20 protein-coding genes, 2 tRNA genes and 1 pseudogene are annotated in these 23,183 nt (G+C 53.0%); 15 read left to right on the top strand and 8 right to left on the bottom strand.

Annotated features, from left to right (window positions below):
- The first annotated feature begins 58 nt into the window (after positions 1–58).
- A tRNA-Ser gene (locus A6U95_RS19175) sits at positions 59–148 on the top strand.
- Between the two features lie 458 nt (positions 149–606).
- Here the strand turns inward: A6U95_RS19175 and A6U95_RS19170 are convergent.
- The 4 genes and pseudogenes from A6U95_RS19170 to lsrR form a co-directional block, all read right to left on the bottom strand.
- A complete protein-coding gene (locus A6U95_RS19170; RefSeq protein ID WP_065685623.1) occupies positions 607–1,617 on the bottom strand; it encodes an AI-2E family transporter in 1,011 nt (336 codons plus the stop codon).
- 113 nt (positions 1,618–1,730) lie between these two features.
- Positions 1,731–1,838, bottom strand: a pseudogene (locus tag A6U95_RS31575) (cupin domain-containing protein); the annotation flags it as partial.
- A 12-nt stretch (positions 1,839–1,850) separates the two neighbouring features.
- Positions 1,851–3,443 (bottom strand): autoinducer-2 kinase, encoded by a 1,593-nt coding sequence (lsrK, locus tag A6U95_RS19165; RefSeq protein WP_065685622.1) that lies wholly within the window; start codon positions 3,441–3,443, stop codon positions 1,851–1,853.
- 69 nt (positions 3,444–3,512) lie between these two features.
- A complete protein-coding gene (lsrR, locus tag A6U95_RS19160; RefSeq protein WP_161713778.1) occupies positions 3,513–4,478 on the bottom strand; it encodes a transcriptional regulator LsrR in 966 nt (321 codons plus the stop codon).
- 249 nt (positions 4,479–4,727) lie between these two features.
- On the opposite strand from lsrR, the gene lsrA reads away from it, so the two are divergent.
- Genes lsrA through lsrG form a run of 6 tightly spaced genes read left to right on the top strand, consistent with a single transcriptional unit; the run spans position 4,728 to position 10,656 of the window.
- Positions 4,728–6,299, top strand: a complete 1,572-nt coding sequence (gene lsrA / locus A6U95_RS19155; RefSeq protein ID WP_065685621.1) for an autoinducer 2 ABC transporter ATP-binding protein LsrA — start codon at positions 4,728–4,730, stop codon at positions 6,297–6,299.
- Positions 6,287–7,336: an autoinducer 2 ABC transporter permease LsrC gene (gene lsrC / locus A6U95_RS19150; protein WP_065685620.1), complete on the top strand. Its 1,050-nt coding sequence runs from the start codon at positions 6,287–6,289 to the stop codon at positions 7,334–7,336. Before lsrA ends, lsrC begins: the two co-directional genes overlap by 13 nt.
- Complete coding sequence (gene lsrD, locus A6U95_RS19145) at positions 7,333–8,334, top strand: autoinducer 2 ABC transporter permease LsrD (RefSeq protein ID WP_139102413.1); 1,002 nt, start codon at positions 7,333–7,335, stop codon at positions 8,332–8,334. The genes lsrC and lsrD overlap by 4 nt, the downstream gene beginning before the upstream one ends.
- Before the next feature lie 43 nt (positions 8,335–8,377).
- Positions 8,378–9,400, top strand: a complete 1,023-nt coding sequence (gene lsrB, locus A6U95_RS19140) for an autoinducer 2 ABC transporter substrate-binding protein LsrB (RefSeq protein WP_065685619.1) — start codon at positions 8,378–8,380, stop codon at positions 9,398–9,400.
- Positions 9,401–9,434: 34 nt separating this feature from the next.
- Positions 9,435–10,310 carry a 3-hydroxy-5-phosphonooxypentane-2,4-dione thiolase gene (gene lsrF, locus A6U95_RS19135; protein ID WP_065685618.1) on the top strand — a complete coding sequence of 292 codons (876 nt, stop codon included), beginning with the start codon at positions 9,435–9,437 and terminating at the stop codon, positions 10,308–10,310.
- 55 nt (positions 10,311–10,365) lie between these two features.
- Positions 10,366–10,656, top strand: coding sequence for a (4S)-4-hydroxy-5-phosphonooxypentane-2,3-dione isomerase (gene lsrG / locus A6U95_RS19130; protein WP_065685617.1), 291 nt, complete (start codon positions 10,366–10,368; stop codon positions 10,654–10,656).
- A gap of 38 nt (positions 10,657–10,694) precedes the next feature.
- Here the strand turns inward: lsrG and A6U95_RS19125 are convergent, their stop codons facing one another.
- From A6U95_RS19125 to A6U95_RS19115, 3 genes are all read right to left on the bottom strand, one after another.
- Entirely contained in the window at positions 10,695–11,834 is a 1,140-nt protein-coding gene (locus A6U95_RS19125) for a glycoside hydrolase family 88 protein (protein ID WP_065685616.1), read from the bottom strand.
- Positions 11,835–11,859: 25 nt separating this feature from the next.
- Positions 11,860–13,452, bottom strand: coding sequence for an MFS transporter (locus A6U95_RS19120; RefSeq protein WP_186530282.1), 1,593 nt, complete (start codon positions 13,450–13,452; stop codon positions 11,860–11,862).
- A 241-nt stretch (positions 13,453–13,693) separates the two neighbouring features.
- Positions 13,694–14,602, bottom strand: coding sequence for a LysR family transcriptional regulator (locus A6U95_RS19115; RefSeq protein ID WP_065685614.1), 909 nt, complete (start codon positions 14,600–14,602; stop codon positions 13,694–13,696).
- Positions 14,603–14,901: 299 nt separating this feature from the next.
- On the opposite strand from A6U95_RS19115, the gene ttdA reads away from it, so the two are divergent.
- From ttdA to A6U95_RS19085, 6 genes are all read left to right on the top strand, one after another.
- Positions 14,902–15,810 carry a L(+)-tartrate dehydratase subunit alpha gene (gene ttdA, locus A6U95_RS19110; RefSeq protein WP_065685613.1) on the top strand — a complete coding sequence of 303 codons (909 nt, stop codon included), beginning with the start codon at positions 14,902–14,904 and terminating at the stop codon, positions 15,808–15,810.
- Positions 15,807–16,412, top strand: coding sequence for a L(+)-tartrate dehydratase subunit beta (gene ttdB / locus A6U95_RS19105; RefSeq protein ID WP_065685612.1), 606 nt, complete (start codon positions 15,807–15,809; stop codon positions 16,410–16,412). The genes ttdA and ttdB overlap by 4 nt, the downstream gene beginning before the upstream one ends.
- 55 nt (positions 16,413–16,467) lie before the next feature.
- Entirely contained in the window at positions 16,468–17,931 is a 1,464-nt protein-coding gene (locus A6U95_RS19100) for an anion permease (RefSeq protein ID WP_065685611.1), read from the top strand.
- Positions 17,932–18,073: 142 nt separating this feature from the next.
- Positions 18,074–18,163, top strand: a tRNA-Ser gene (locus A6U95_RS19095).
- A 528-nt stretch (positions 18,164–18,691) separates the two neighbouring features.
- Positions 18,692–18,901, top strand: coding sequence for a hypothetical protein (locus A6U95_RS19090; protein ID WP_065685610.1), 210 nt, complete (start codon positions 18,692–18,694; stop codon positions 18,899–18,901).
- Between the two features lie 101 nt (positions 18,902–19,002).
- Positions 19,003–19,383 carry a DUF1622 domain-containing protein gene (locus A6U95_RS19085; protein ID WP_065685609.1) on the top strand — a complete coding sequence of 127 codons (381 nt, stop codon included), beginning with the start codon at positions 19,003–19,005 and terminating at the stop codon, positions 19,381–19,383.
- 37 nt (positions 19,384–19,420) lie between these two features.
- Here A6U95_RS19085 and A6U95_RS19080 read toward each other — a convergent pair whose 3' ends face one another.
- Positions 19,421–20,536: a GGDEF domain-containing protein gene (locus A6U95_RS19080; RefSeq protein WP_065685608.1), complete on the bottom strand. Its 1,116-nt coding sequence runs from the start codon at positions 20,534–20,536 to the stop codon at positions 19,421–19,423.
- A 201-nt stretch (positions 20,537–20,737) separates the two neighbouring features.
- Between A6U95_RS19080 and A6U95_RS19075 the strand changes: the two genes are divergently transcribed.
- Complete coding sequence (locus tag A6U95_RS19075) at positions 20,738–21,223, top strand: heme-degrading domain-containing protein (protein WP_065685607.1); 486 nt, start codon at positions 20,738–20,740, stop codon at positions 21,221–21,223.
- A gap of 228 nt (positions 21,224–21,451) precedes the next feature.
- A complete protein-coding gene (dauA, locus tag A6U95_RS19070; protein WP_065685606.1) occupies positions 21,452–23,143 on the top strand; it encodes a C4-dicarboxylic acid transporter DauA in 1,692 nt (563 codons plus the stop codon).
- Positions 23,144–23,183 lie beyond the last annotated feature (40 nt).

Below are 23,183 nucleotides of genomic sequence, written 5' to 3'. Positions count from 1 at the left end.
ATCAGATTCTCCTACATTAGCGCCCGTCGACAGCGTAAACCGTTGCCGATGACAAAACGGTGAGGTGTCTGAGTGGCTGAAGGAGCACGCCTGGAAAGTGTGTATACGCGTAAGTGTATCGAGGGTTCGAACCCCTCCCTCACCGCCATATTTAAAGAAGAAGTCTGAACTCATGTTCAGACTTCTTTTTGCATATTCCCCGCACTGGGAGGGGTGAGAATCCTCGACAGGATTCGACAAAATGGCTCGCAACGCAGAGACATTTTGGACGGCCGACTGGCCGCCCGCAGGGTGAGCTTGCGAATCAAGCCCGACCTCTCCGCCATATTCGAAGAAGAAGTCTGAACTCACGTTCAGACTTTTTTTGCATATTCCCCGCACTGGGAGGGGTGAGAATCCTCGACAGGGTTCGACAAAATGGCTCGCAGCGCAGAGACATTTTGGACGGCCGACTGGCCGCCCGTAGGGTGAGCTTGCGAATCAAGCCCGACCTCTCCGCCATATTCGAAGAAAAAGTCTGAACTCACGTTCAGACTTTTTTTTGCATATTCCCCGCACTGGGAAGGGTGAGAATCCTCGACATGGTTCGAAAAAAAAGACTCGCCCTCAAATCAGCTTAGCTTCCCTGAGTTCACTTTTCAGATAGGCGTAATAGATAGGAGCGGCAACCACGCCAGCCAGACCGAATGCTGCCTCAAAGACCAACATCGCCAGCAAGATCTCCCAAGAGTTAGCCCTGATTTTAGTGCCGACAATACGGGCATTGAGGAAATACTCAAACTTGTGGATTACGATCAGGTAGAGCAGCGCAATCAGTGCCACTCCGAGTGAAACCGACAGGCCAGAGATGAAAACAATGGTATTGGAGATTAGATTACCGATCACCGGCAGCAAGCCAAAGATAAAGGTAAACACCACCAGCGTTTTCGCCAACGGGATATGGATCCCACACAGCGGTAGCACACCAAGGATAAAGATAGCCGAGAAGAAGGTATTGATTGCCGATATTTTAACCTGAGCAAACACAATATTGCGGAACGCCTGAGACAGCAGCGAAATCCTTTTCATCAGCTCACTTTTCAGTAATGGCCGATCCTCGCTGCTATCAATGTTATACAGTGAGACTATGGCACCGAGCACCATCCCGATCAGCATGGTCACCAGGCCATGCAGTACGCTCTTGCCCATCGTCTGTAACAGAGCTATGTGCTGTTGCAGTCGGCTCAGGATCTCGTTCTTCAGCTCTTCTACACTCAACGGCAGATAGCCCGGCATATATTTTGCCACCTCTTGCTGGACATCCTGCAGGATGAAAGCAATACGGGTGTTGATGCCAGAGATATTCTTCATATCCTGCATCAGATAGCCAACGATACTCCCCACAATGGTGATCAACAGGCCGACCACCAAAGTACTGATCACCGCCACAACCAGCCATCTGGCCCGATGTCCGCCAATCACCTTCTGAAAATGTGGCGTAAGGATATTCACGATCTCGTAAACCAGAAAACCCGCCATAAAGCAGGTAAGAAGATGCAACGGTAACAGCAGCAGGATCCCCCCCATCACAAAGATGAAACTGATTATCCTGGCCTGTTTGACATTCATTATCTGCATTGTTACTCGCTTGCCCTTGAGAGGATTGGGTTTTTAAGTACCTGTTTTAGTATTAGGTTTTATTTATCATGCCAAACAGATCGCGACAACCTAAAATCACCTAACTTCAAGAATGGCTGCAACACCACGACGCCCATATCGCACTGCGGGCCACGGATCAGGTATTTAGGGCCATGGTCTGCAAAGCGATAGTCGTGAGATATCTCATTGGTCTTGATGATGATTATCCTCCTTCAAAGACCGGGAGCCTTCCACATTGACGTCGTCAACCCGTGATCGACCAAACCAAGTTGATCCAGATACACCTCCAGCCATTTTTGACGTGCCTGTTGATAAACCTCACTGTTTTCTGGATTCGGGGTATGTTCCCTATCCCAACGCACCAGGCTCTCCCCCGCATCCGCCAACGACGAATAGACCCCTACCCCCACACCAGCCGCAATAGCACATCCCAGCGCAGTCGCTTCCTTAACCACCGGGACTCGTACGGTCAGTCCGGTGACATCGGCCAGGATCTGGCTCCAAAGCGTGCCTTTTGAACCGCCACCTGCAAACACCAGTGAATCGGCTTTGACACCTGAGAATTCGGCGATTTGTTGTAGGTTACAGGCCGACACGATGGCCGCGTTCTCTTCAAGGGCGCGGAACAACGTAGCTTTGTTGCACTTTTCCGGATCGATCGACAGGTTGATAAATGAGGGAGCGGCGTGATACCAGTTCTTAAAGCGCATGACATCGGAGAAGATGGGCATAACGCCATGAGCACCTGATGGTACTCGCCTGGCCATATCCTCCAGCAAGGCATAGGTATCCACACCCAGACGTTCACCAACCAGCTTCTCCTCGGCGCAGAAGGCATCACGGAACCAGCGCATGGTCAGCCCGGTAAAAAAGCTGATGGATTCAGCCTGGACCATGCCCGGGATCACATGGGGGTTAATGCGCACATTCATATTGGGATCGGTCACCGGTGCAGGAAGGTTCACCACCTGCTGCCAGAACGTTCCCCCTAATACGGCAGTCTGCGCCGGTCTGACGATGCCAAGACCCACGCACCCCAGTTGGACATCGCCGCCCCCGACAATCACCGGAGTGCCAGCCCTCAGGCCTGACAGTGCGGCAGCGGTGTCCGTCACCACCCCCAACGGCGTTCCCGTCTCTTTGACCGGTGAAAGAATGTCCGAACGCAGGCCCGCCATTTCCAACAGGCCTTTTCTCCAGTCTCGCGTGACCAGATCAAGCAACCCGGTAGTCCCGGCATTTGACGGATCGACCGCAAGTTCACCGCTGAGCATATAAGCCAGCCAGTCACTGATCATGGTGACCGCGGCTGCCTGGCGATAGATATCAGGGCGGTAGTGCGCCAACCACAACAGCCGGGGCATTGCGCTGAGTGCCAGCGTCTGCCCTGAACAACGATAAACCTCATCTTCAAAAGTGTGGTTGTGGATCTCTTTTAACTCGCTGACCTCACGTGTTGCCCGTGCATCTACGTTGGCGCATGCCCAGATCGGCTGACCTTCTGCATCATAGATCACAATCCCTTCACGCATTGAACACGCAGCCACGGACACAATCGCCTCCGGCGCAATGGCCGCCATCTTTAACGCCTGATGGATGCATTGGCAGGTGAGGTGCCAGTTTTTGGCAAGATCGAATTCCATGGAGCCCGGTACATCAGGGACCGCCAAATGTAACCATTCGGCTTGCCCTACTGAGACTTGATTGCCTTCCAAATCAAAAATTACCGCTCTAATGCTGCCGGTGCCGGCATCCAGAGCCATCAGGTATTGGCCTGATGTGACAGGAGTACAGAGTCGAGCCATGTGTTTGTCCTCGGCTGATGTTGCTTCAAGGTGTGGCAGTGAGACAGTCTGTTACATCGCTAATGACCTTTACTTTCCAATAAGTTTAAGCATTTCTGCCGCCGTGTCCTGATCGGTGACTAACGCGTTGATATAGCCGCCCTTCAATGCCGCCACGATCGCTTCGGCTTTTGGTACTCCCCCCGCAACCCCGACAACGGTAGGTATGGTGGCAAGCGCGCTCAAGCTCAGCCCTATCAGTTCTTGATGAATTTGCATGTCGGGAATAATTTCGCCGCTGGCATCAAAAAAGTAGCCGAGAATATCGCCAACGGCGCCTTTGCGGCCAATCATCAGTTGCTCGCCTTCGGTGATATAGCCAGCGCGTAAAATGGTGGCGGCATCTTTTTGACTCACCGCCCCGATCCCTACTACGGCGACATCGGCAGCTTGGGCCGCCAGCAGCACGTCCCTGACGCTATTTTCATCCCGCAGAGTGCGAGCAATATCGGCAGAGGAAGCGCGCAACGGGGCTGGGATCATGCTGACGCTGCAGGCGGCATCCAACTGACCAATCCCGGTCATATAAGGCCCTACACCACCGGAAAGCGTGACCAGGCGAATTTGCTGCGAAGAAATAAAGCCGCTGAGCCTTTTCAACGTGCTCATGGTCGCCTCGCCAAACCCTGCCGCCAACAGTTGCTGCGGCTCCAGAGACTCCATCAGCATGTGTGCCGCACCGATCCCCAGCCTCGCGCTGTCATCGGCTTCGGCCAAGGCGGGCAATACGCGAATGTTCTTCAGGTCAAAATGCTTTTTCAATGCATCTTCATATTGTAGGCACCCTTCAAAGCGGGAGTTAATCTGCACCCGAATGATCCCGGACTGATGCCCTTTTTCCAGCAAACGTGAAACCTTAAGGCGCGTCAGACCAAGCCGGGTGCTGATCTCGCTCTGCGTCAAACCATCGTGGTAGTAGAACCAGGCGATACGGGCGACCTGCTCCTCCTCACACATGCCATGTTCGGTGACCAATGCGCTGTCATTTATCGTCATAAATCCGCTTCTCTTTGAACATTTTTAAATCTTGAACACAATTGTTCCGCCATCGCTCAACAATAGCTGTGAGTCATGCCACAAATATACACCAAATTTGAACATCGGTTTTCATAGTAAACAATTATTCAAAAAACGTGATCCCCATGATGGTTTTATCGCCAAACCCTGACTAAGGTTATGAACATTTAGTTTTCTAAAAAATAATTGTTCAACTCAGTCCCTCATCTTCGAGTGAACGGAGGCAAGATGCAAACCGGTGAATACCCAGCTCCACCTCTGCTCTGCGTACAAAATATCAATAAGCACTATTCCGGTGTCGAGGTACTGAAAGGCATCGACTTTACTCTGCATGCCGGGGAGGTACATGCCCTGCTCGGAGGTAATGGCGCAGGAAAATCAACGCTGATGAAGATCATTGCTGGCGTGGTACAACCGGACGGCGGTTTTATCGAGATCAATGGCCAGCGTTGTGCCAACCTGACCCCGGTAAAAGCGCATCAGTTGGGGATATATCTGGTGCCGCAGGAACCGCTGTTGTTTCCCAGCCTGTCGGTTAAAGAGAACATTCTGTTTGGCCTTCCTGCCAAGCGGGCTACTGTGGCAAAAATGCAGCAGTTACTTGAACTGTTGGGATGCAAGCTTGAGCCCAGCAGTATGGCAGGCTCGCTGGATGTGGCAGACCGCCAAATCGTTGAGATCATGCGGGGCTTAATGCGTGATTCTCAGATCCTGATCCTGGATGAACCCACGGCGTCACTGACGCCTGCCGAAACGGACCGGTTATTTGCCCGCCTGCATGAACTGCTTGGCAAAGGTGTCGGTATTGTCTTTATTTCCCATAAGCTGCCGGAAATACGCCAGATTGCCGATCGCGTCAGCGTAATGCGTGACGGCAAAATCGCCCTGACGGGGAAAACCACCTCACTGACCACGGATGAGATAATTCAGGCAATCACCCCAGCGGCCCGTAATGTGGATCTCTCCGCCAGCCAGAAACTCTGGCTTGAACTGCCTGGCAATCGGCCCGCCAATCCTCAGGGCAAAGCCGTGTTGCAGCTGAAGGAGCTTACTGGTGAAGGCTTCCGGCAGGTTACTTTCAACGTCCACGCAGGGGAAATACTTGGCTTGGCTGGCTTGGTAGGTTCAGGGCGCACGGAGCTGGCTGAAACGCTGTATGGATTGCGCCCAGCCAGTGCGGGCAGCATCATGCTCAATGATGAAGACATCGCAAAACTAAACACCCGCCAGCGCTTGCAGCATGGGCTGGTCTATTTGCCTGAAGACCGGCAGTCCTCCGGGCTATATCTGGACTCCTCGTTATCCTGGAACGTCTGTGCTCTGACCCACAATCACGGAGGGTTCTGGGCCCATCCACTGCGTGACAACGCCACGCTTGAACGTTATCGCCGGGCGCTGGATATCAAATTCAGCCACCCGGAACAGCCGGCCCGCACCCTTTCTGGCGGTAATCAACAAAAAATACTGATCGCCAAATGCCTGGAGGCAGCGCCACAGCTGCTGATTGTCGATGAACCAACCCGCGGTGTCGACGTCGGCGCACGCAACGATATCTATCAGCTCATTCGCAGTATTGCCCAGCAGCATGTCGCCATCCTGTTTATTTCATCCGATCTCGAAGAGATAGCCATGATGGCCGATCGGGTCTGCATCATGCACCAGGGCGAGGTGGCAAGCAACGCACTGTGCGGCGACGAGATTTCTGTGGATACCATCATGCATATGGCCTTTGGCGAACAACACGCCGTATCTCCCTCCCATCAACCTCGTGCCAACGGGGAGACACCATGCAGAAGATGATACAAAACAACAGAGAGCTGACGGCGCTGCTGGCCATTATCGGCCTGTTTGCGCTACTGGGTTGCATTGATAGCAGCTATTTCAGTTTCCAGACGCTGACCATGATCTTCAGCAGTTCACAAATCCTGATGCTGCTGGCCATCGGCGCGGCACTGGTCATGCTGACCCGTAACATTGATGTCTCCGTCGGTTCAATCACCGGGATGTGTGCTGTGTTGCTCGGGATAACGCTCAATGCCGGGTACAGCTTGCCCGTCGCTTTTACCGCCACGCTATTGCTCGGTTTGCTGGCAGGTTTTTTTAATGGAGTGCTGGTCGCCTGGTTTAAAATTCCTGCCATTGTCGCCACCCTGGGGACCCTGGGTCTGTATCGCGGCATCATGCTGCTGTGGACCGGCGGTAAATGGATCGAGGGGTTGCCAAGCTCGCTCAAGCAGCTTTCTTCGCCGGTACTGTTGGGGATCTCGCCGATTGGCTGGTTAACCTTACTGCTGCTGGCATCAATGGCATGGTTGCTGTTGAAAACCTCTTTCGGCCGCAGTTTCTATGCCACCGGCGACAACCTGCAGGGCGCTCGTCAACTCGGGATCCGCACCGAAGCCATTCGTATCATCGCTTTCTCACTGAATGGGCTGATGGCGGCGCTCGCCGGGATCGTGTTTGCTGCACAGATAGGCTTTATTCCCAACCAGACCGGCACCGGTCTGGAAATGAAGGCCATTGCTGCCTGCGTGCTGGGGGGTATCAGCCTGCTTGGCGGGTCTGGCACGGTGGTGGGTGCCATTCTGGGTGCCTATTTCCTGACGCAGATCGACAGCGTGCTGGTTTTGTTGCGCATTCCTGCCTGGTGGAACGACTTTATCGCTGGTCTGGTTTTGTTGGGGGTTCTGGTGTTTGATGGCCGCTTACGCTGCGCTCTGCAAAAGAATATTCGCTGCCAAAAATATGCCCGGTTTATCGATCCCCCGGCCTCATCGCCACCATCCCCTCACTCCACCCAACTCCCTGCACCGGGAAAAAAACGGGAGATCGCATGATGGCACAATGGCGACGTTTCGGCTGGGAAATGACGCTGGCCGCCCTGTTGTTGATTGAGATCCTGGCGTTCGGGGTGGTTAATCCGCGCATGCTGGATATGAATGTCCTGTTGTTCAGCACCAGTGATTTTATCTGTATTGGCATTGTGGCACTGCCGTTAACCATGGTGATCGTCAGTGGTGGCATTGATATTTCATTTGGTTCCACCATTGGCCTGTGCGCCATTGCTTTAGGGGTGATGTTCCAAGCGGGGATGCCTTTGCCGCTCGCCATAGCGATAACCCTGGCCTTGGGAGCGCTATGCGGTTTGATCAACGCCGGATTGATCATCTATACCGGTATCAATCCTCTGGTGATCACCCTCGGCACCCTTTATCTGTTTGGCGGTAGCGCCCTGCTGCTTTCAGGCATCTCTGGTGCCACCGGCTATGAAGGCATCGGCGGCTTTCCGATGGCCTTTACCGATTTCGCCAACCTGACGGTGTTTGGCCTGCCTGTCCCCCTGACCTTATTTATCGTCTGTGTCCTGCTGTGCTGGCTACTGATGCACCGGACGCATGCTGGGCGCAACATCTTCCTGATTGGCCAAAGCCAGCGCGTGGCGCAATACAGCGCGATCCCGGTTAACCGAACGCTGTGCGCACTCTATGCGATGAGCGGATTGGCTTCAGCTATCGCTGCGGTGCTGCTGGTTTCCTACTTTGGTTCGGCACGTTCCGATCTTGGCGCCTCCTTCCTGATGCCAGCCATCACGGCGGTAGTGCTTGGCGGGGCGAATATTTACGGCGGCTCTGGTTCCATTATTGGTACCGCCGTAGCCGTCTTGCTGGTCGGCTATCTGCAACAGGGATTACAAATGGCCGGCGTACCCAACCAGATCTCCAGCGCACTTTCCGGGGCGCTACTGATTATTGTCGTCGTGGGCCGCTCCATCAGCCTGCATCGGCATCAAATCAGAGAGTGGCTCCAACGACGACGCAGCACTCATCAGGTTTGAGCCAGGACACATCTTCTGACAACGCGATATACGGAGAAAAAACATGGCCCTACAACGTATCAAAAAAATCGCGCTTTTAAGCGTACTCGGCATGGCTTCGCTAAGCATTGGCGTACAGGCGGCAGAGCGCATTGCCTTTATTCCCAAACTGGTGGGCGTCGGCTTTTTCACCAGCGGAGGTAATGGAGCATTAGTGGCGGGGAAAGAGCTGGGCGTTGACGTAACCTACGATGGGCCAACAGAGCCCAGCGTTTCCGGTCAGGTGCAGTTGATCAACAACTTCGTTAACCAGGGCTATAACGCCATTATCGTCTCTGCCGTCTCCCCGGAAGGGCTGTGCCCGGCGTTAAAACGTGCCATGCAGCGTGGCGTGAAGGTATTAACCTGGGACTCAGACACCAAGCCGGAATGTCGCTCTTACTACATCAATCAGGGTACACCAGCCCAACTCGGGGGCATGCTGGTCGATATGGCTGCCAATCAGGTGAAGAAAGATAAGGCCAAGGTTGCCTTCTTCTACTCCAGCCCGACGGTCACGGATCAAAACCAATGGGTGAATGAAGCCAAGCGTAAAATCGAGAAAGACCATCCCGGCTGGGAAGTGGTCACCACACAGTTTGGTTACAACGATGCCACCAAGTCACTGCAAACCGCCGAAGGGATCCTGAAAGCCTATGGCGATCTGGACGCCATCATAGCCCCGGATGCCAATGCCCTGCCCGCATCCGCTCAGGCAGCAGAGAATCTCAAGCGTGACAACGTGGCGATTGTGGGGTTCAGCACTCCAAACGTCATGCGCCCCTATATTCAGCGCGGCACGGTTAAAGAGTTCGGCCTGTGGGATGTGGTCGAACAGGGGAAAATCTCGGTTTACGTGGCCAACGCCCTGATGAAAAACGGCGAATTGAAGGTGGGCGACAAGCTCGATATCCCTGGCCTGGGTCAGGTAGAGGTCTCACCAAACAGCGTACAAGGCTACAACTACCAGGCGAAAGGCAATGGCATCGTGCTGCTGCCTGAGCGCGTGGTGTTCAACAAAGACAATATCGACAAATACAACTTCTAACCTATCGCACCGATTATGTGGAGGGAGTAATACAATGGCTGATTTAGATGACATCAAAGATGGCAAAGACTTCCATGTTGACCAACCGCAGCAAAATGCCCTGTTTAGTTTAAAAGGCTGCGGTGCGCTGGATTGGGGCATGCAGTCCCGCCTGGCACGTATTTTCAATCCCCGCACCAATAGAACCGTGATGCTGGCCTTTGATCACGGCTATTTTCAGGGGCCAACGACCGGGCTGGAGCGTATTGATATCAATATTGCGCCGCTGTTTGCGCATGCAGACGTGTTGATGTGTACCCGGGGTATTCTGCGTAGCGTGATCCCACCCGCCACCAACAAACCCATCGTCCTGCGCGCTTCAGGGGCAAACTCCATTCTGACCGAGTTGAGCAATGAGGCGGTAGCTGTCGCCATGGACGACGCGGTGCGTCTGAATAGCTGTGCCGTCGCCGCGCAGGTTTATATCGGCACGGAACATGAGCACCAGTCGATTAAAAACATCATCCAACTGATCGATGCGGGCCTGAAAGTTGGTATGCCCACCATGGCGGTGACCGGCGTAGGGAAAGATATGGCACGCGATCAGCGCTATTTCTCACTGGCCACGCGTATCGCCGCCGAGATGGGAGCGCAAATCATCAAGACTTACTACGTGGACAAAGGGTTTGAACGCATTGTGGCTGGCTGCCCGGTCCCTATCGTCATCGCCGGTGGTAAGAAGCTGCCAGAGCGCGAGGCGCTGGAGATGTGCTTCCAGGCCATTGATCAAGGGGCCTCCGGGGTTGATATGGGGCGGAATATTTTCCAATCGGAGAGCCCGGTAGCCATGATCAAGGCGGTACACGCCATCGTTCATCAGAATGAAACGGTAGAACACGCCTACGAACTCTTCCTCAGCGAAAAAGGCTGATACGGCTGAAATGCGGGCCGGTTTTCCAGGCCCGCCCCAATCAAGGAGGCTGATTATGCACGTTACCCTGGTCGAAATTAACGTTCATGACGACAAGGTTGAACGGTTTATCGAGGTGTTTCGTCAAAACCATCTGGGGGCTATCCAGGAAAAGGGCAACCTGCGCTTCGATGTGTTACAGGATCCAGACATCCCCACTCGCTTTTATATCTATGAGGCCTACGCCGATGAGCAGGCAGTGGCTTTCCATAAAACGACCCCGCACTACCAAGCCTGCGTCGAAGAGTTGGAGTCACTGATGACCGGCCCACGTAAAAAGACGGTCTTTATTGGTTTGATGCCCTGAAGGCTTGCCCCACCTCTCCAGTGGGGCAAGCAAATCAGTTACAGGTAAACGTTCAGGTACTCCACCAGGCACAGAATAGCCATCGCCTGACCATAAGGCATCGAAGTTAGCGGGACCTGGCGATAGTAGTCCAGGTTGTTACCCATCGCGGTACCGAACGAGACCTGCATCAGTTCGCCATCGTTATTGATCTGTTTCACCACCCCTTGCAATGCTTTTTCAGCGATCGGCAGATACTTAGCGTCGATATAGCGTTTGCGCACCGACTTGAGGATCCCGAACGCGAAACCGGCGGTAGCGGATGATTCCAGATAAGAATCCGGATCATCCAATAGCGTATGCCACAAACCGCTTTCATGCTGGCACGCCGCCAGTGCCGCCACCTGGCACTCCAATACCTGAACCAGAAAACGGTGGGTGGCATCGTAATGCGGCAGATCCAGCAGTTCGAGGAATTCCGGGATCACGATGGTCAGCCAACTGTTACCCCTCGCCCAACGGGCTTTGGCAAAGTTGTGCTTGCCCTCGAAGGTCCAGCCGTGGAACCACAGACCGCTTTCGCGCTCCATCAGGTGCTGGATGTGAACCAGAAACTGATATTTGGCCTCTTCCACGTACTGCGGGCACCCCAGCAGCTTGCCAATTTTGGCCAGCGGCAACACGCTCATCATCAGAGTATCGTCCCACAGTTGCTGATGGTTTTCTTCCGCCAGCGTGACGTGCTGCATCCCCCCACGCTCGGTGCGTGGCATTTCATGCATCAACCATTCAGCCCATCGCTCCAGATACGGCAGCCAGCGCGTATCACCGGTTTCCTCGTAGCGATAAGCCAGGGTGAGAAACGGGCAGGCAGTATTCACATTCTTGGTGGGCGTGCCTTCGGCAAAGCGCGCGCTGAACCAGTCGTCAACGATAGCGCACATCTTGTTGTCGCCGGTTTGGCGATAATACTGGTTGATACCGTACAGGCCGATGCCGTGGGTCCATTCCCAGCCAGCCCAGCCTTTGGTATCGATGACTCGGCCATCGTCGAGACGCAGCAGGAACTCACCGGTTTCATCGGTGATATTGACCAGGTTGTCCACCAGGCTATCAATCAACTGCTGCAGTTCCTGGCGGCTGATGAAACGTTCCGGTTGGCGCAGTAACGGGCTGTGTTTTACGGGGTATACCAACATAGTCATGTCCTTTTATGCCTTTAGATCAAGGTGTCACGCTGCCTGCCGCTTTCTGGCCTTGAGTGGCCTTGGGCAATGGCGGTGCAGCAGGTTTTTTGCGGTTGAGGTAGCCAATATTGTTGTTACCCCACAGGGATTCATAAGGCATACCTGCCAGCATTTCGACGGTAGCGCGCGCTTCTGGCGTGATGTTCTCTGGCACCACTCGACCCGCGATGCGCATCTTCTCTGTTTCCTGGCGTAGTACACCGTGCGTGGTCAAGTTGAGTTTGAAGCGCAGCGAGACGGTGAAACCAATCGCCAGCACCACCAAAGTACCGACGCTCAGGATCATCAGAATGGCGTGACTCACTTCGGGTAATTGATGATTTTGGCCTGAAACAAAGCCTGACAGTTGCAGAATGATACCGACCAGCATCACCGCACCGGCCTGAGAGGCCTTACGGGTCAAGGTCATGATGCCGGCAAAGATGCCTTCACGGCGTTGCCCGGTGATCACCTCGTCCACATCGGCAATATAGGTGTAGATATTCCATGGCACGTAGTTGATCCCACCCCGCCCTAAACCGGCGAGGGCGGAAACCAACAGCAGTAATGAGAACACGTCACTGAGGTTGGCGTAATACAGTACGGCGTAGGAGATGGCCCCCATACCGAACAGCACGACCACCATACGGTAGGAGGGTGCTGGCCCGAACCGAATACACAGCGGGATCATGGCGATAACCGCGACAAACTGCATGATGGCCATGGTGCCCATCAGGTTGGAGGCCGTGGCTGCGCTCTGCATTAGTACAAATACCACGTAATAGGTGAACACCGCATTGAAGACGTCCTGGGCAATATAGCCCCCGAGATACATCCCCAAGTGCTGGCGGAAAATACGGATGCGCAGCGTGGAAGACAGCTCGACGTTCAAACGCTTCAAGCTCTGGAACAGCGTAAGTTTTTGTTTTTCAGCTTCCAGCGCGGCTGCAGATTTTTGTTCTGCTGGCCTCTCCCAGGTGAAGAAATAGACCAGCGTCAATACGCAGGCGCAGATGATCGAGAACACCAGGCTGGAATAGAAGAAGGAAACGGCACTGTCTTTACCCAGATAGTTGAGCAGAATACCTGGCAGAAATGCCGCCAGAATGGCAGACAGCTGCGCTAGCCCAATGCGGGCACCAGAGAACTTGGTTTTTTGTTTGAAATCATCCGTCATCTCCGGCACCAGCGTTTCATACGGTACCAGGATCATGGTATAGACCACGTCAAAGAACAGATAGGTCAGCAAATAGTACCAATAGTCCATATGGCCAACCCACATCAGGCTGTAGCTAAAGACCAATGGAATACCGAGCAGGATAAAGAACTTGCGACGGCCAAAGCGTTTACCCAGCCAGGTGGAACCAAAATTGTCGGTCAGATAGCCCATTAATGGGCTGACAACCGCATCCAGTACCCTTGCCATCGCAAAGATAAAGGTGGCTTCAATCGGGCTAAGCCCGCAGAACGTTGTATAAAAATAGAGTAACCAGGCGGCGGTAAGTGCCGTGGTTCCCGCACCGAGAAAATCTCCAGAGCCGTAAGCAAGATAGTTAAACAGACCGATTTTACGTGTCTTCATTGTTGCCATCTCCGTAGCCACATCACGTGTTATCTTCCCGGCGATATGCAGGGAATTTTCGTAACATACGGTTATGGCTATGGGAAAACCTTTGTGTTTTTGCCAGTGATGGCGAGTCTATGGCAAACAAAAGAAGAAATAGCCGATCAACTTCTATTTTTTAAAACTATGTTTTATTTTTATGATAACGATGTTCCTTTTTTTTGCATTACAGCCTGATGCCGCCAGTGATTTAGCGGATTGATGAGACCTAATTGCCCATATTGCGGCAGTACTGACTCAAAAACTCGACGCAGACCTTCAGCTTGGTCGATGAGTAAAGCGGCATCTGGTAAACCGCCCAAATGTTGGCGCTCTGCGCGTAGTCTGGCAAAACCCGCACCAGCACGCCATCGCGCAGAAACGGCGAGACATCCCATTCGGAACGCAGCATGATCCCTTTGCCATTCAGAGCCCAATGCAAGACGATCTCCCCGCTGTTGGACGACAGATGCCCGGATATTTTTACCGACTTTTTACCCTGCTGGTTTTCCAACTCCCATACGCCGATAGTTTGATCACGTTCCTTGGTCACCAGGCAATCATGATGCTGCAAATCTGCCAGCGTCTCGGGCATCCCCCGCTGTTTTAGGTACGCGGGAGACGCACAAAGGATGCGCTGGTTCTTGGCCAACAGCTTGGCAATGTAATTATCCGGAATGTCATCGTTGATCCGGATATCCAGATCGACATTATCCCGGTTGAGGTCAATTTGCCGATCAAACAGCTCAAAGTTGATCTGCAATTGCGGATAGATCTCCATGATCTCCATGATGGCTGGCGCAATATAAGCCCGGCCAAAACCGAAGCTGGAGCCAATGCGGATCATCCCCACCGGTTGATCCTTGATATGCGTCACCTCATCCATAAGCTTTTGCAGGCGATCCATAATCTCTAGCGAATGGGCGTAAGCCGTCTGCCCGCTTTCCGTGAGTGCCATGCCACGAGAGGAACGGTTCAGTAACTTAACGCCCAGTAACGCCTCCATCTGTTGGATACGTTTAGTGACAAATGCCGGTGTCTGCCCCAATATTTCGGCGGCAGCACTGAAGCTTCCGGTATTAACCACCGCAATAAGCACCTGTAAATCTTTAGGTTGAGGATAATGAATTAACGACATAATTTTCTGGCCTCACTGTCATGCTCACCAAATAGTTACCAATGAATGACACTATCGTTCTTTAACTGTTTTATTTTGCTGCGTGGGTGTTAAATATATTTCCAGCATAATTTTCATTTCAAAACCATCACGTTGAATTCAAAAGAATAATGATGATTAACATTCTGTGAATCAACGCTTCACGAACCTGTTGCGGATCGTGGCTCTCCGCTATGGTAGCGTTTATTCAGGCCAAGAAAACTTATTTTATAACTATTAACAGTGAGCATGTTCATTTCAGCCTGACGGGAGTCACACTTATGAACGTAATTGAAAAAAACGCTAATGTTGAGCAACTCACCCGCATTGTCGCTAATTTCACAGCCATGATCTCAACGCGCATGCCGGATGATGTCGTCGATAAATTAAAACAGCTACGAGAGTTAGAAACCGAAGGCATGGGCAAGATTATCTACCATACGATGTTTGACAATATGGAGAAGGCCATCGCCCTGAACCGCCCTGCCTGCCAGGATACCGGCGAGATCATGTTTTTTGTCAAAGTGGGTACCTGCTTTCCCCTGCTGGCTGAACTCCAGGCTGCTCTCAAACAAGCGGTAGAGGATGCCACCGTGGCAGCACCGCTGCGCCATAACGCGGTGGAGATCTTTGATGAGTTCAACACCGGTAAAAATACCGGTTCTGGCGTGCCGTGGATAACCTGGGAGCTAGTGCCCAACGGCAGCGATGCAGAAATTGAAGTGTATATGGCTGGCGGTGGCTGTACTTTACCCGGCCGCGCCAAAGTGCTGATGCCTTCCGAAGGTTATGAAGGCGTAGTGAAGTTCGTATTTGAAAACATCTCCACGCTGGCGGTCAACGCCTGTCCGCCGGTGCTGGTCGGCGTGGGTATTGCGACCTCGGTAGAAACGGCCGCCGTGCTCTCTCGTAAAGCCATCTTACGCCCTATCGGCACCCGCCATCCCAATCCTATCGCAGCCGATCTGGAACTGCGCCTGGAGGCTGGCCTTAACCAGCTAGGCATTGGCCCGCAGGGATTGATGGGGAAAAGCTCCGTGATGGGCGTACACATCGAATCCGCGGCTCGTCACCCTTCCACCATCGGCGTCGCCGTCTCGACCGGCTGTTGGGCACACCGCCGTGGCACGTTGCTGGTACATCAAGATCTGTCGTTTGAAAGTATTTCCCACACCCGGGAGGCATTATGAAAAAGATCCTTACCACCCCCATTAAAGCGGAAGACTTGGCCGATATCCGCGTGGGTGACGTTATCTATCTCAATGGCACTCTGGTTACCTGCCGTGACGTTTGCCATCGGCGGCTGATCGAACTCAAACGTGAGATCCCTTACGACCTGCGCGGCAAAGCGATTTTCCATGCGGGGCCAATCGTACGCAAGAACGGCGAGAAATGGGAGATGGTGTCGATCGGCCCAACCACCAGCATGAGGATGGAAAGCTTCGAGAAAGAGTTCATCGAACAAACCGGCGTACGGCTGATCGTCGGCAAAGGCGGTATGGGGCCTAATACCGAGGCGGGCTGCAAGGAATTCAAGGCGCTGCATGTGATTTTCCCGGCTGGTTGTGCCGTAGTGGCGGCAACGCAGGTAGAGGAAATTGAAGAGGTACACTGGACCGAATTAGGCATGCCTGAGTCGTTATGGGTGTGCCGGGTTAAAGAGTTCGGCCCATTGATTGTCTCTATCGACACCCACGGCAATAACCTGATCGATGAAAACAAAAAGGTATTTGCCCAGCGCTGCGAGCCGATCGTGGAAGAGATCTGTCAGCACGTCCATTACATCAAGTGAACCCACAAGAGGGGCAAAAGCCCCTCTACCCGATAATCAACAAGAGGTTCCTGCTATGGCAAAACTTAATTTGTCATGGAGATGGTTTGCCCCGGTTATTGTGGCGCTAGCCCTCGCCTTGTGCCCGGCTCCTGCCGGGTTACAACCCCATGCCTGGCTCTATTTCGCTGTATTCCTTGGTGTTATCGTCGGCTTGATTCTGGAACCAGCCCCCGGTGCCGTAGTCGCCATGACCGGCCTGGCCATTATTGCCATTTTCTCGCCCTGGTTGCTGTACAGCCCGGAACAGCTTGCCGTTCCCGGCTTTAAATATACTTCCAGTTCGCTGTCCTGGATGGTCTCCGGCTTTTCCAACTCGGTGATCTGGCTGATTTTTGCCGCCTTTATGTTTGGGACCGGCTATGAAAAAACCGGCCTAGGGCGGCGTATTGCGCTGATCCTGGTGAAAAAGATGGGGCATAAAACCCTGTTGCTCGGTTACGCCATTATGTTTTCCGAACTGTTATTAGCCCCGGTCACGCCTTCTAACTCGGCACGCGGCGCGGGAATTATCTATCCCATCGTTCGTAACCTGCCCCCGCTGTACGACTCCCAGCCCAATACGCCGAGCGCACGCAGCATTGGCTCATATATTATGTGGATGGGTATCAGCGCCAACTGTGTGACCAGTGCCATTTTCCTTACCGCCATGGCCCCCAACCTGCTGTTGGTTGGATTACTAAAAACATCGTCCCATTTGTCGTTATCCTGGGGCGATTGGTTCCTTGGCATGCTACCGCTCAGTCTGCTGTTGATCGCGCTGGTTCCCTGGTTAAGCTACGTACTTTATCCACCAACCATCAAGGCCGGTGAGCAGGTACCCAAGTGGGCCTCTGCCGAGCTTGCAGCAATGGGGCCACTCAGCCTGCGTGAGAAGAAAATGCTGGGGCTGATGATTGTCGCCCTACTGCTGTGGATCTTTGCGGCGCAGTATATTGACGCGGCGCTGGTCGGTTATTCGGTAGTAGCCTTGATGTTGCTGGGCAAAATTATCACCTGGGATGACATCATCGGTAATAAAGCGGCATGGAGCGTGTTTTTCTGGCTGGCTTCACTGATTGCATTGGCGACCGGATTGAACAACGTCGGTTTTATTACCTGGTTCGGTAAGCTGATAGCCCAAGGCTTGCAGGGATTCTCGACCACGGTGGTGATGGTACTGTTGGTCGTAGTGTTCTATCTGCTGCGCTACTTTTTTGCCAGCGCGACAGCATACACCTCTGCGTTAGCGCCAATGATGATTGCCGCCGCACTAATGTTGCCCGCGATCCCGTTGCCGACCTTCAGCCTGATGATTGGTGCAGCCATTGGCCTAGGGAGTATTGTTACCCCTTATGCCACCGGCCCTAGTCCCATTTACTATGGCAGTGGCTATCTCCCCACCAACGACTACTGGCGGCTTGGTGCCATCTTTGGTTTGATCTTCCTGGGGATGTTAATTGTTACCGGGTTGGTGTGGATGCCGATGGTGCTGGGCTAAACAAACGTGGCATTCTGGCCTTGATTTACGGCAAAGCGGCGACGGCTTAACCACCTGAGCTAAAACCGTAAAAATATTCTTGACCGGTTAACCGACTCTCCCTATAGTAGCGCCCCGTTGCACTGAGTAACGCGCAACGTACGGTGAGGTGTCTGAGTGGCTGAAGGAGCACGCCTGGAAAGTGTGTATACGCGTAAGTGTATCGAGGGTTCGAACCCCTCTCTCACCGCCATATTTTAAGAAGAAGTCTGAACTAACGTTCAGACTTTTTTTTTGCATGTTCCCCAGTCTGGGAGGGGTGAGAAACCTCGACAGGGTTCGACAAAATGGCTAGCAGCGCAGAGATATTTTGGACGGCAGACGGGCCGCCAGCAGGGTGAGCTTGCGAATCAAGCCCTCTCTCACCGCTATATAACAAGAAAGACTGAGCTATTGGCTGTCAGTTAAGACTACTCATTTCCCCTCACCCCAACCCTCTCCAACAATATAGATCGAGTGCCACATTAACACTGCATTAGGGAGAGGGAGCGGGTCCAGAGCTACGGTCAGATGCAGTAGACAAGTTGTGGCACGTTCGGTCCCCTCTCCTTATAGGAGAGGGCTTGGGTGAGGGGTGCGGCGTCAAGGTAGCTGTAAGCCTCTCGACGATACAATCGGACAATTTATCGTCACACTCTGTTTAAACAAAAGTTAGAAAGTATTTGCTACTATACTGATAGCGCTATAATTTAGTTACTTTACTCAGGATACAGGTATCATCATGACTAATCAGCACACTAGCGGCGAATTGACTGAAGAACAAAAAAAAGAAATTGACTTAATAGCGTTACAACGAGTCCAGGCAATGAATAGCGATGAATTCCTTTGCCAACGCATTGACGAAAAAGTTCACGCGATGGAAGAGCACGTCAAAGCTTATTTCAATAAGTGCTTTTCACTCCACTTAAACAACAAGCGTAGCGAAAAGTAAAATCCTTTACGGGCCTGAGTTCAAACGCCCTATTCCAAGCCATTCACTAAGCACGGTTTGTTGGTGATAGGCTAATAAACATGGAAAACGGAGCCATCTAATTGGACAGTATCAAAGAAATAATTATCTATTTCTCTCTAATGCTACAGGTTTTTTTAGAGCTTCTCTCCGTTATTTGCGTTTTTGTCGGGTTGGTAAAAGCACTTTATACCACAATAACCAAAGTTAAAAGTCAGTCCATACTCTATTTGATCAGGGCGCGCTTTGGAACCTGGCTCGCTTTGGCGTTAGAGTTTCAATTAGCGGCTGATATCTTGGCAACGACGATCAACCCTAGCATGGAAGAGTTGATTAAACTGGCAATCATTGCCGTGATACGAACATTCCTCAATTACTTTTTATCTAAAGAGTTGGATTATGCTGAAAGCAATGTTGCTGTCGTCGGTAAAACCGATGCAACAACGCTGGAGGGGAAAAAGTAAAGGTGCCAAAGAAAGTATTGTTTGCTCCCGGGTCAGGCTAAGACTTCTTAGCCGCCATAGGGCTAAACCTCTTCCCCAACTGTGATAGCAACATCAAACGGCTGCTGACCACGCGGTTTTTACCCTCGTGCTTAGCGTCATACAGCGCTTCATCCGTCATCTCTATCGCTTTCTCCACCGACATACCGGCCAGATAGAGCGAGGTCCCAATGGAGATGGTCAACCGGATCGCCTCCCCACTCTCGGTAATAAAATCAAATCCTTCCACCCGGCTGCGGATGCGTTCCGCCACGGCCGCAATATGCTGCGGTTCATAACTGGACGTGATGACCATAAATTCCTCACCACCGTAACGTCCAACAAAGTCCTCATCACGTACACAATCTTTCAAAATGGCCCCCACGCTGGCCAACACGCCGTCACCAGCCAAATGACCATAGGTGTCATTAACCTGTTTGAAATTGTCTAAATCCAGCAGCATCAGGCCACAAGACTCCCGTTGGGCGTGTTGCAGCATCATTTTGTAATCCACGCTGGCGCGGTTGTTGATATGGGTCAGGCTGTCGGTCGTCGCCTTGCTGCGCATGGAGAAAAAGGCGTTAATATGGCGCTCTTTAAAACTCAGGGCGTGGTAGCAAATCGCCAGGCACAGCGCCGATGCAGCCTGATACAACAGAATATCCAGCCACAATTCACGGAAGTTGACCAACGAGCAGACCACGGCAATGCGGTAGAGTGCAATGATACCAATGGTAAGATAAAACACCCGGTTCGATTTTTTCCGCCAGACCCCCGATAACAGCAGCGGCAAGATGATCGAACCGATAAACAGATTATCCAGCGTAAAGCCGCCGTTAAAGCCAAAGTTCACCAGATAGCACACTATCCCACTGACCGCACCACCGAAAAACAGCACCAGGATCATCGGGATCATGGCAAAGCTGTAATAAATATTACCGGTGAGCAACAGCCGAGACTGATTCAGATACAGCACCGCCAGCCCCGCCAGCACACCAAATAACACCCGTTTCCACACGGCGGACTGGTAGGAAAAAGGGGCGTTTCTGCTAAGTGCAAAGTAAGCTACCGACAGCGTGGCATAGGTGATGCACGCGTCACTGTAAAAAGACGAGATCGACGCAATATATGTCATAACTATTCGGCATACTCCAGGATGCGGCAATGTTGTTTTTCGGGTTATTTTTGGCAACGGCCCCCTGTAATACCGCTTCCGACAGCACTCATCATACTTAAAATGACAATGACTAGGCGGGTATATGTTATTGCCAGGCAATCTATGTCCTATCCTCAGTTCAGGATAGTCTGTTATCCATCACACCACGGGGAAAATCTGATGAATATCGATGATGAATTGCAAGCGCTGGCGACACAAGAAACGGACCTTACCTTCCACCATTTCGACCATGCCACCGCATGGGAACTGGGCGTAGCGCTAAAAAATGCCGCAGAACATCGCCAATTACCCATCGCTATAGAAATTCAGCTAAGCGGACAAACGCTGTTTTACTACGCCATGCCAGGAGCAACGCCAGACATTGCCGACTGGGTACGGCGCAAGCGTAACGTGGTCAACCATTTCCATAAAAGCTCTTATGCCGTGGGGTTACGCCTGCAACAACGGCAAGTCACGCTGGAGGAGAGATATGGCCTCAGCGTACGTGACTATGCCGCCCACGGCGGCGCATTCCCCATCAACCTGCTCAATGTGGGTTGCGTCGGTTCCATCTCTCTTTCTGGATCCCCGCAGCTCGAAGACCATCATCTGCTGGTCAGCACTCTTGCTCAGTTTCTAGGCTTATCCTTGCCCGCAGTACACTAAGCGATAAAAGCTGCGCTTTTCCCCCAATCAACAGCGGACGATCTGCACAGGCTGGCGCTTGGCGCAAATGATCCGCTGAACAAATATAAATTAATCACAATCCTGATGCTTTGATACAAATCTAGGTATCGGCGGGCAGAAAGGGGTATGGTATCTACCAGCTATTCCGAGACGGACCTCCATGGCCCGCCATTCCGTTCTCTTTTATAGACTTGGTTTGCAACTTAGATGAAAACGCACGAAATCAACGGTATCCGCCCTTTTAGCGCCCTGATAGATGCCTGCTGGCGTGAACCCTATTCTCTTCAACGTCTGCTGAAAGATGCCATTGCCGGAGTTACCGTCGGCATCATTGCCATACCTCTGGCGATGGCGCTGGCCATTGCCAGCGGCGTTCCACCACAGTATGGGCTGTATACCGCCGCCATTGCTGGCATCGTGATCGCCGTCAGCGGCGGTTCGCGCTACAGCGTTTCCGGCCCCACCGCGGCGTTTGTGGTGATCCTGTTCCCCGTTTCACAGCAGTTTGGGCTCTCTGGCTTATTGATTGCCACCATGCTGTCCGGCGTGTTCCTGCTGATTATGGGGTTAGCGCGGCTCGGCCGCCTGATAGAGTACATTCCGCTTTCGGTCACGCTTGGGTTTACCTCCGGGATTGCCATCACCATCGCCACCATGCAGGTGAAGGATTTCTTTGGCTTACAGCTGGCGGAAGTGCCGGAAAACTACATCGGCAAGGTCAATGCGCTGTTGCATGCTTTACCCACCCTGGACTATGGCGATACGCTGATTGGCGCGGTCACTTTGGTGGTCCTGCTGCTGTGGCCGAAGCTGGGGCTGCGTATTCCCGGCCACCTGCCCGCCCTGTTGGCTGGCACCGCGGTGATGGCTATCCTGGCTCAGTTCGATCATCAGGTTGCGACCATTGGTTCCCGCTTCAGTTTCGAACTGGCCGACGGCAGCCAGGGCCAAGGTATCCCGCCGATCCTGCCGCAGTGGCTGTTGCCCTGGCATCTGCCTGCTGGCGACGGTAAACCAACGGAGCTGAGCTGGCAGCTGCTTTCCGCCCTATTGCCGGCAGCCTTTTCCATGGCGATGCTTGGGGCGATCGAATCGCTGCTGTGCGCGGTAGTGTTGGACGGCATGACGGGCAAAAAGCACCATTCCAACGCCGAACTGATTGGCCAAGGCGCGGGTAATATCATCGCTCCGTTCTTCGGTGGCATCACCGCGACGGCCGCCATTGCCCGCTCGGCAGCCAACGTGCGGGCAGGGGCAACCTCACCGGTTTCGGCAATCATCCACTCGTTAATGGTGCTGCTGTCCTTACTAATGCTGGCACCGTGGCTGTCCTACTTACCGCTGGCGGCGATGGCTTCGCTGTTGCTCTTGGTCGCCTGGAACATGAGCGAGGCGCATAAAGTGGTTTATCTGCTGCGCCGGGCGCCGAAAGACGACATTTTGGTGATGCTGCTGTGTATGTCGCTGACGGTACTGTTTGATATGGTGATTGCCATTACCGTTGGCATCGTGCTGGCCTCACTGCTGTTTATGCGCCGAATCGCACGCATGACCCGCCTGAGCGAATTGAGCGCCGAGGATGGCCGACTGGTGCTGCGCGTCAACGGGCCGCTGTTCTTCGCCGCTGCCGAGCGCGTGTTCAACGATCTGCTGGTACGCGGTGAAAACTACCACACCATCGTTCTGCAATGGGATGCCGTGCCGGTGCTGGATGCCGGGGGACTCAACGCGTTGCAACGTTACATCGACGCCCTGCCCGCCGAAAAACAGCTGGTGATCACCGATATTCCGTTCCAGCCGCTAAAAACCCTGGCTCGTGCGCGCATGAAGCCAATCGATGGCAAGCTGCATTTCTACCCCACCCTGCCAGAAGCGCTGACCGCGCTAAACGCTCAATAAAACAAAAGGCCCGACAGATTAACGTCGGGCCTTTAGATTG

Source organism: Serratia sp. 14-2641 (genome assembly GCF_001692375.1).
Taxonomy (GTDB): Bacteria; Pseudomonadota; Gammaproteobacteria; order Enterobacterales; family Enterobacteriaceae; genus Chania; species Chania fonticola_C.
Note: the sequence above shows the minus strand (reverse complement) of the source record. Positions and strands in the feature narration are given on the sequence as shown.

Excerpts from the sequence above, each read along its gene's own strand:
- A6U95_RS19170 (WP_065685623.1), bottom strand. The coding sequence starts at position 1,617 with ATGCAGATAATGAATGTCAAACAGGCCAGGATAATCAGTTTCATCTTT.
- lsrK (WP_065685622.1), bottom strand. The coding sequence starts at position 3,443 with ATGGCTCGACTCTGTACTCCTGTCACATCAGGCCAATACCTGATGGCT.
- lsrR (WP_161713778.1), bottom strand. The coding sequence starts at position 4,478 with ATGACGATAAATGACAGCGCATTGGTCACCGAACATGGCATGTGTGAG.
- lsrA (WP_065685621.1), top strand. The coding sequence starts at position 4,728 with ATGCAAACCGGTGAATACCCAGCTCCACCTCTGCTCTGCGTACAAAAT.
- lsrC (WP_065685620.1), top strand. The coding sequence starts at position 6,287 with ATGCAGAAGATGATACAAAACAACAGAGAGCTGACGGCGCTGCTGGCC.
- lsrD (WP_139102413.1), top strand. The coding sequence starts at position 7,333 with ATGATGGCACAATGGCGACGTTTCGGCTGGGAAATGACGCTGGCCGCC.
- lsrB (WP_065685619.1), top strand. The coding sequence starts at position 8,378 with ATGGCCCTACAACGTATCAAAAAAATCGCGCTTTTAAGCGTACTCGGC.
- lsrF (WP_065685618.1), top strand. The coding sequence starts at position 9,435 with ATGGCTGATTTAGATGACATCAAAGATGGCAAAGACTTCCATGTTGAC.
- lsrG (WP_065685617.1), top strand. The coding sequence starts at position 10,366 with ATGCACGTTACCCTGGTCGAAATTAACGTTCATGACGACAAGGTTGAA.
- A6U95_RS19125 (WP_065685616.1), bottom strand. The coding sequence starts at position 11,834 with ATGTTGGTATACCCCGTAAAACACAGCCCGTTACTGCGCCAACCGGAA.
- A6U95_RS19120 (WP_186530282.1), bottom strand. The coding sequence starts at position 13,452 with ATGGCAACAATGAAGACACGTAAAATCGGTCTGTTTAACTATCTTGCT.
- A6U95_RS19115 (WP_065685614.1), bottom strand. The coding sequence starts at position 14,602 with ATGTCGTTAATTCATTATCCTCAACCTAAAGATTTACAGGTGCTTATT.
- ttdA (WP_065685613.1), top strand. The coding sequence starts at position 14,902 with ATGAACGTAATTGAAAAAAACGCTAATGTTGAGCAACTCACCCGCATT.
- ttdB (WP_065685612.1), top strand. The coding sequence starts at position 15,807 with ATGAAAAAGATCCTTACCACCCCCATTAAAGCGGAAGACTTGGCCGAT.
- A6U95_RS19100 (WP_065685611.1), top strand. The coding sequence starts at position 16,468 with ATGGCAAAACTTAATTTGTCATGGAGATGGTTTGCCCCGGTTATTGTG.
- A6U95_RS19090 (WP_065685610.1), top strand. The coding sequence starts at position 18,692 with ATGACTAATCAGCACACTAGCGGCGAATTGACTGAAGAACAAAAAAAA.
- A6U95_RS19080 (WP_065685608.1), bottom strand. The coding sequence starts at position 20,536 with ATGACATATATTGCGTCGATCTCGTCTTTTTACAGTGACGCGTGCATC.
- A6U95_RS19075 (WP_065685607.1), top strand. The coding sequence starts at position 20,738 with ATGAATATCGATGATGAATTGCAAGCGCTGGCGACACAAGAAACGGAC.
- dauA (WP_065685606.1), top strand. The coding sequence starts at position 21,452 with ATGAAAACGCACGAAATCAACGGTATCCGCCCTTTTAGCGCCCTGATA.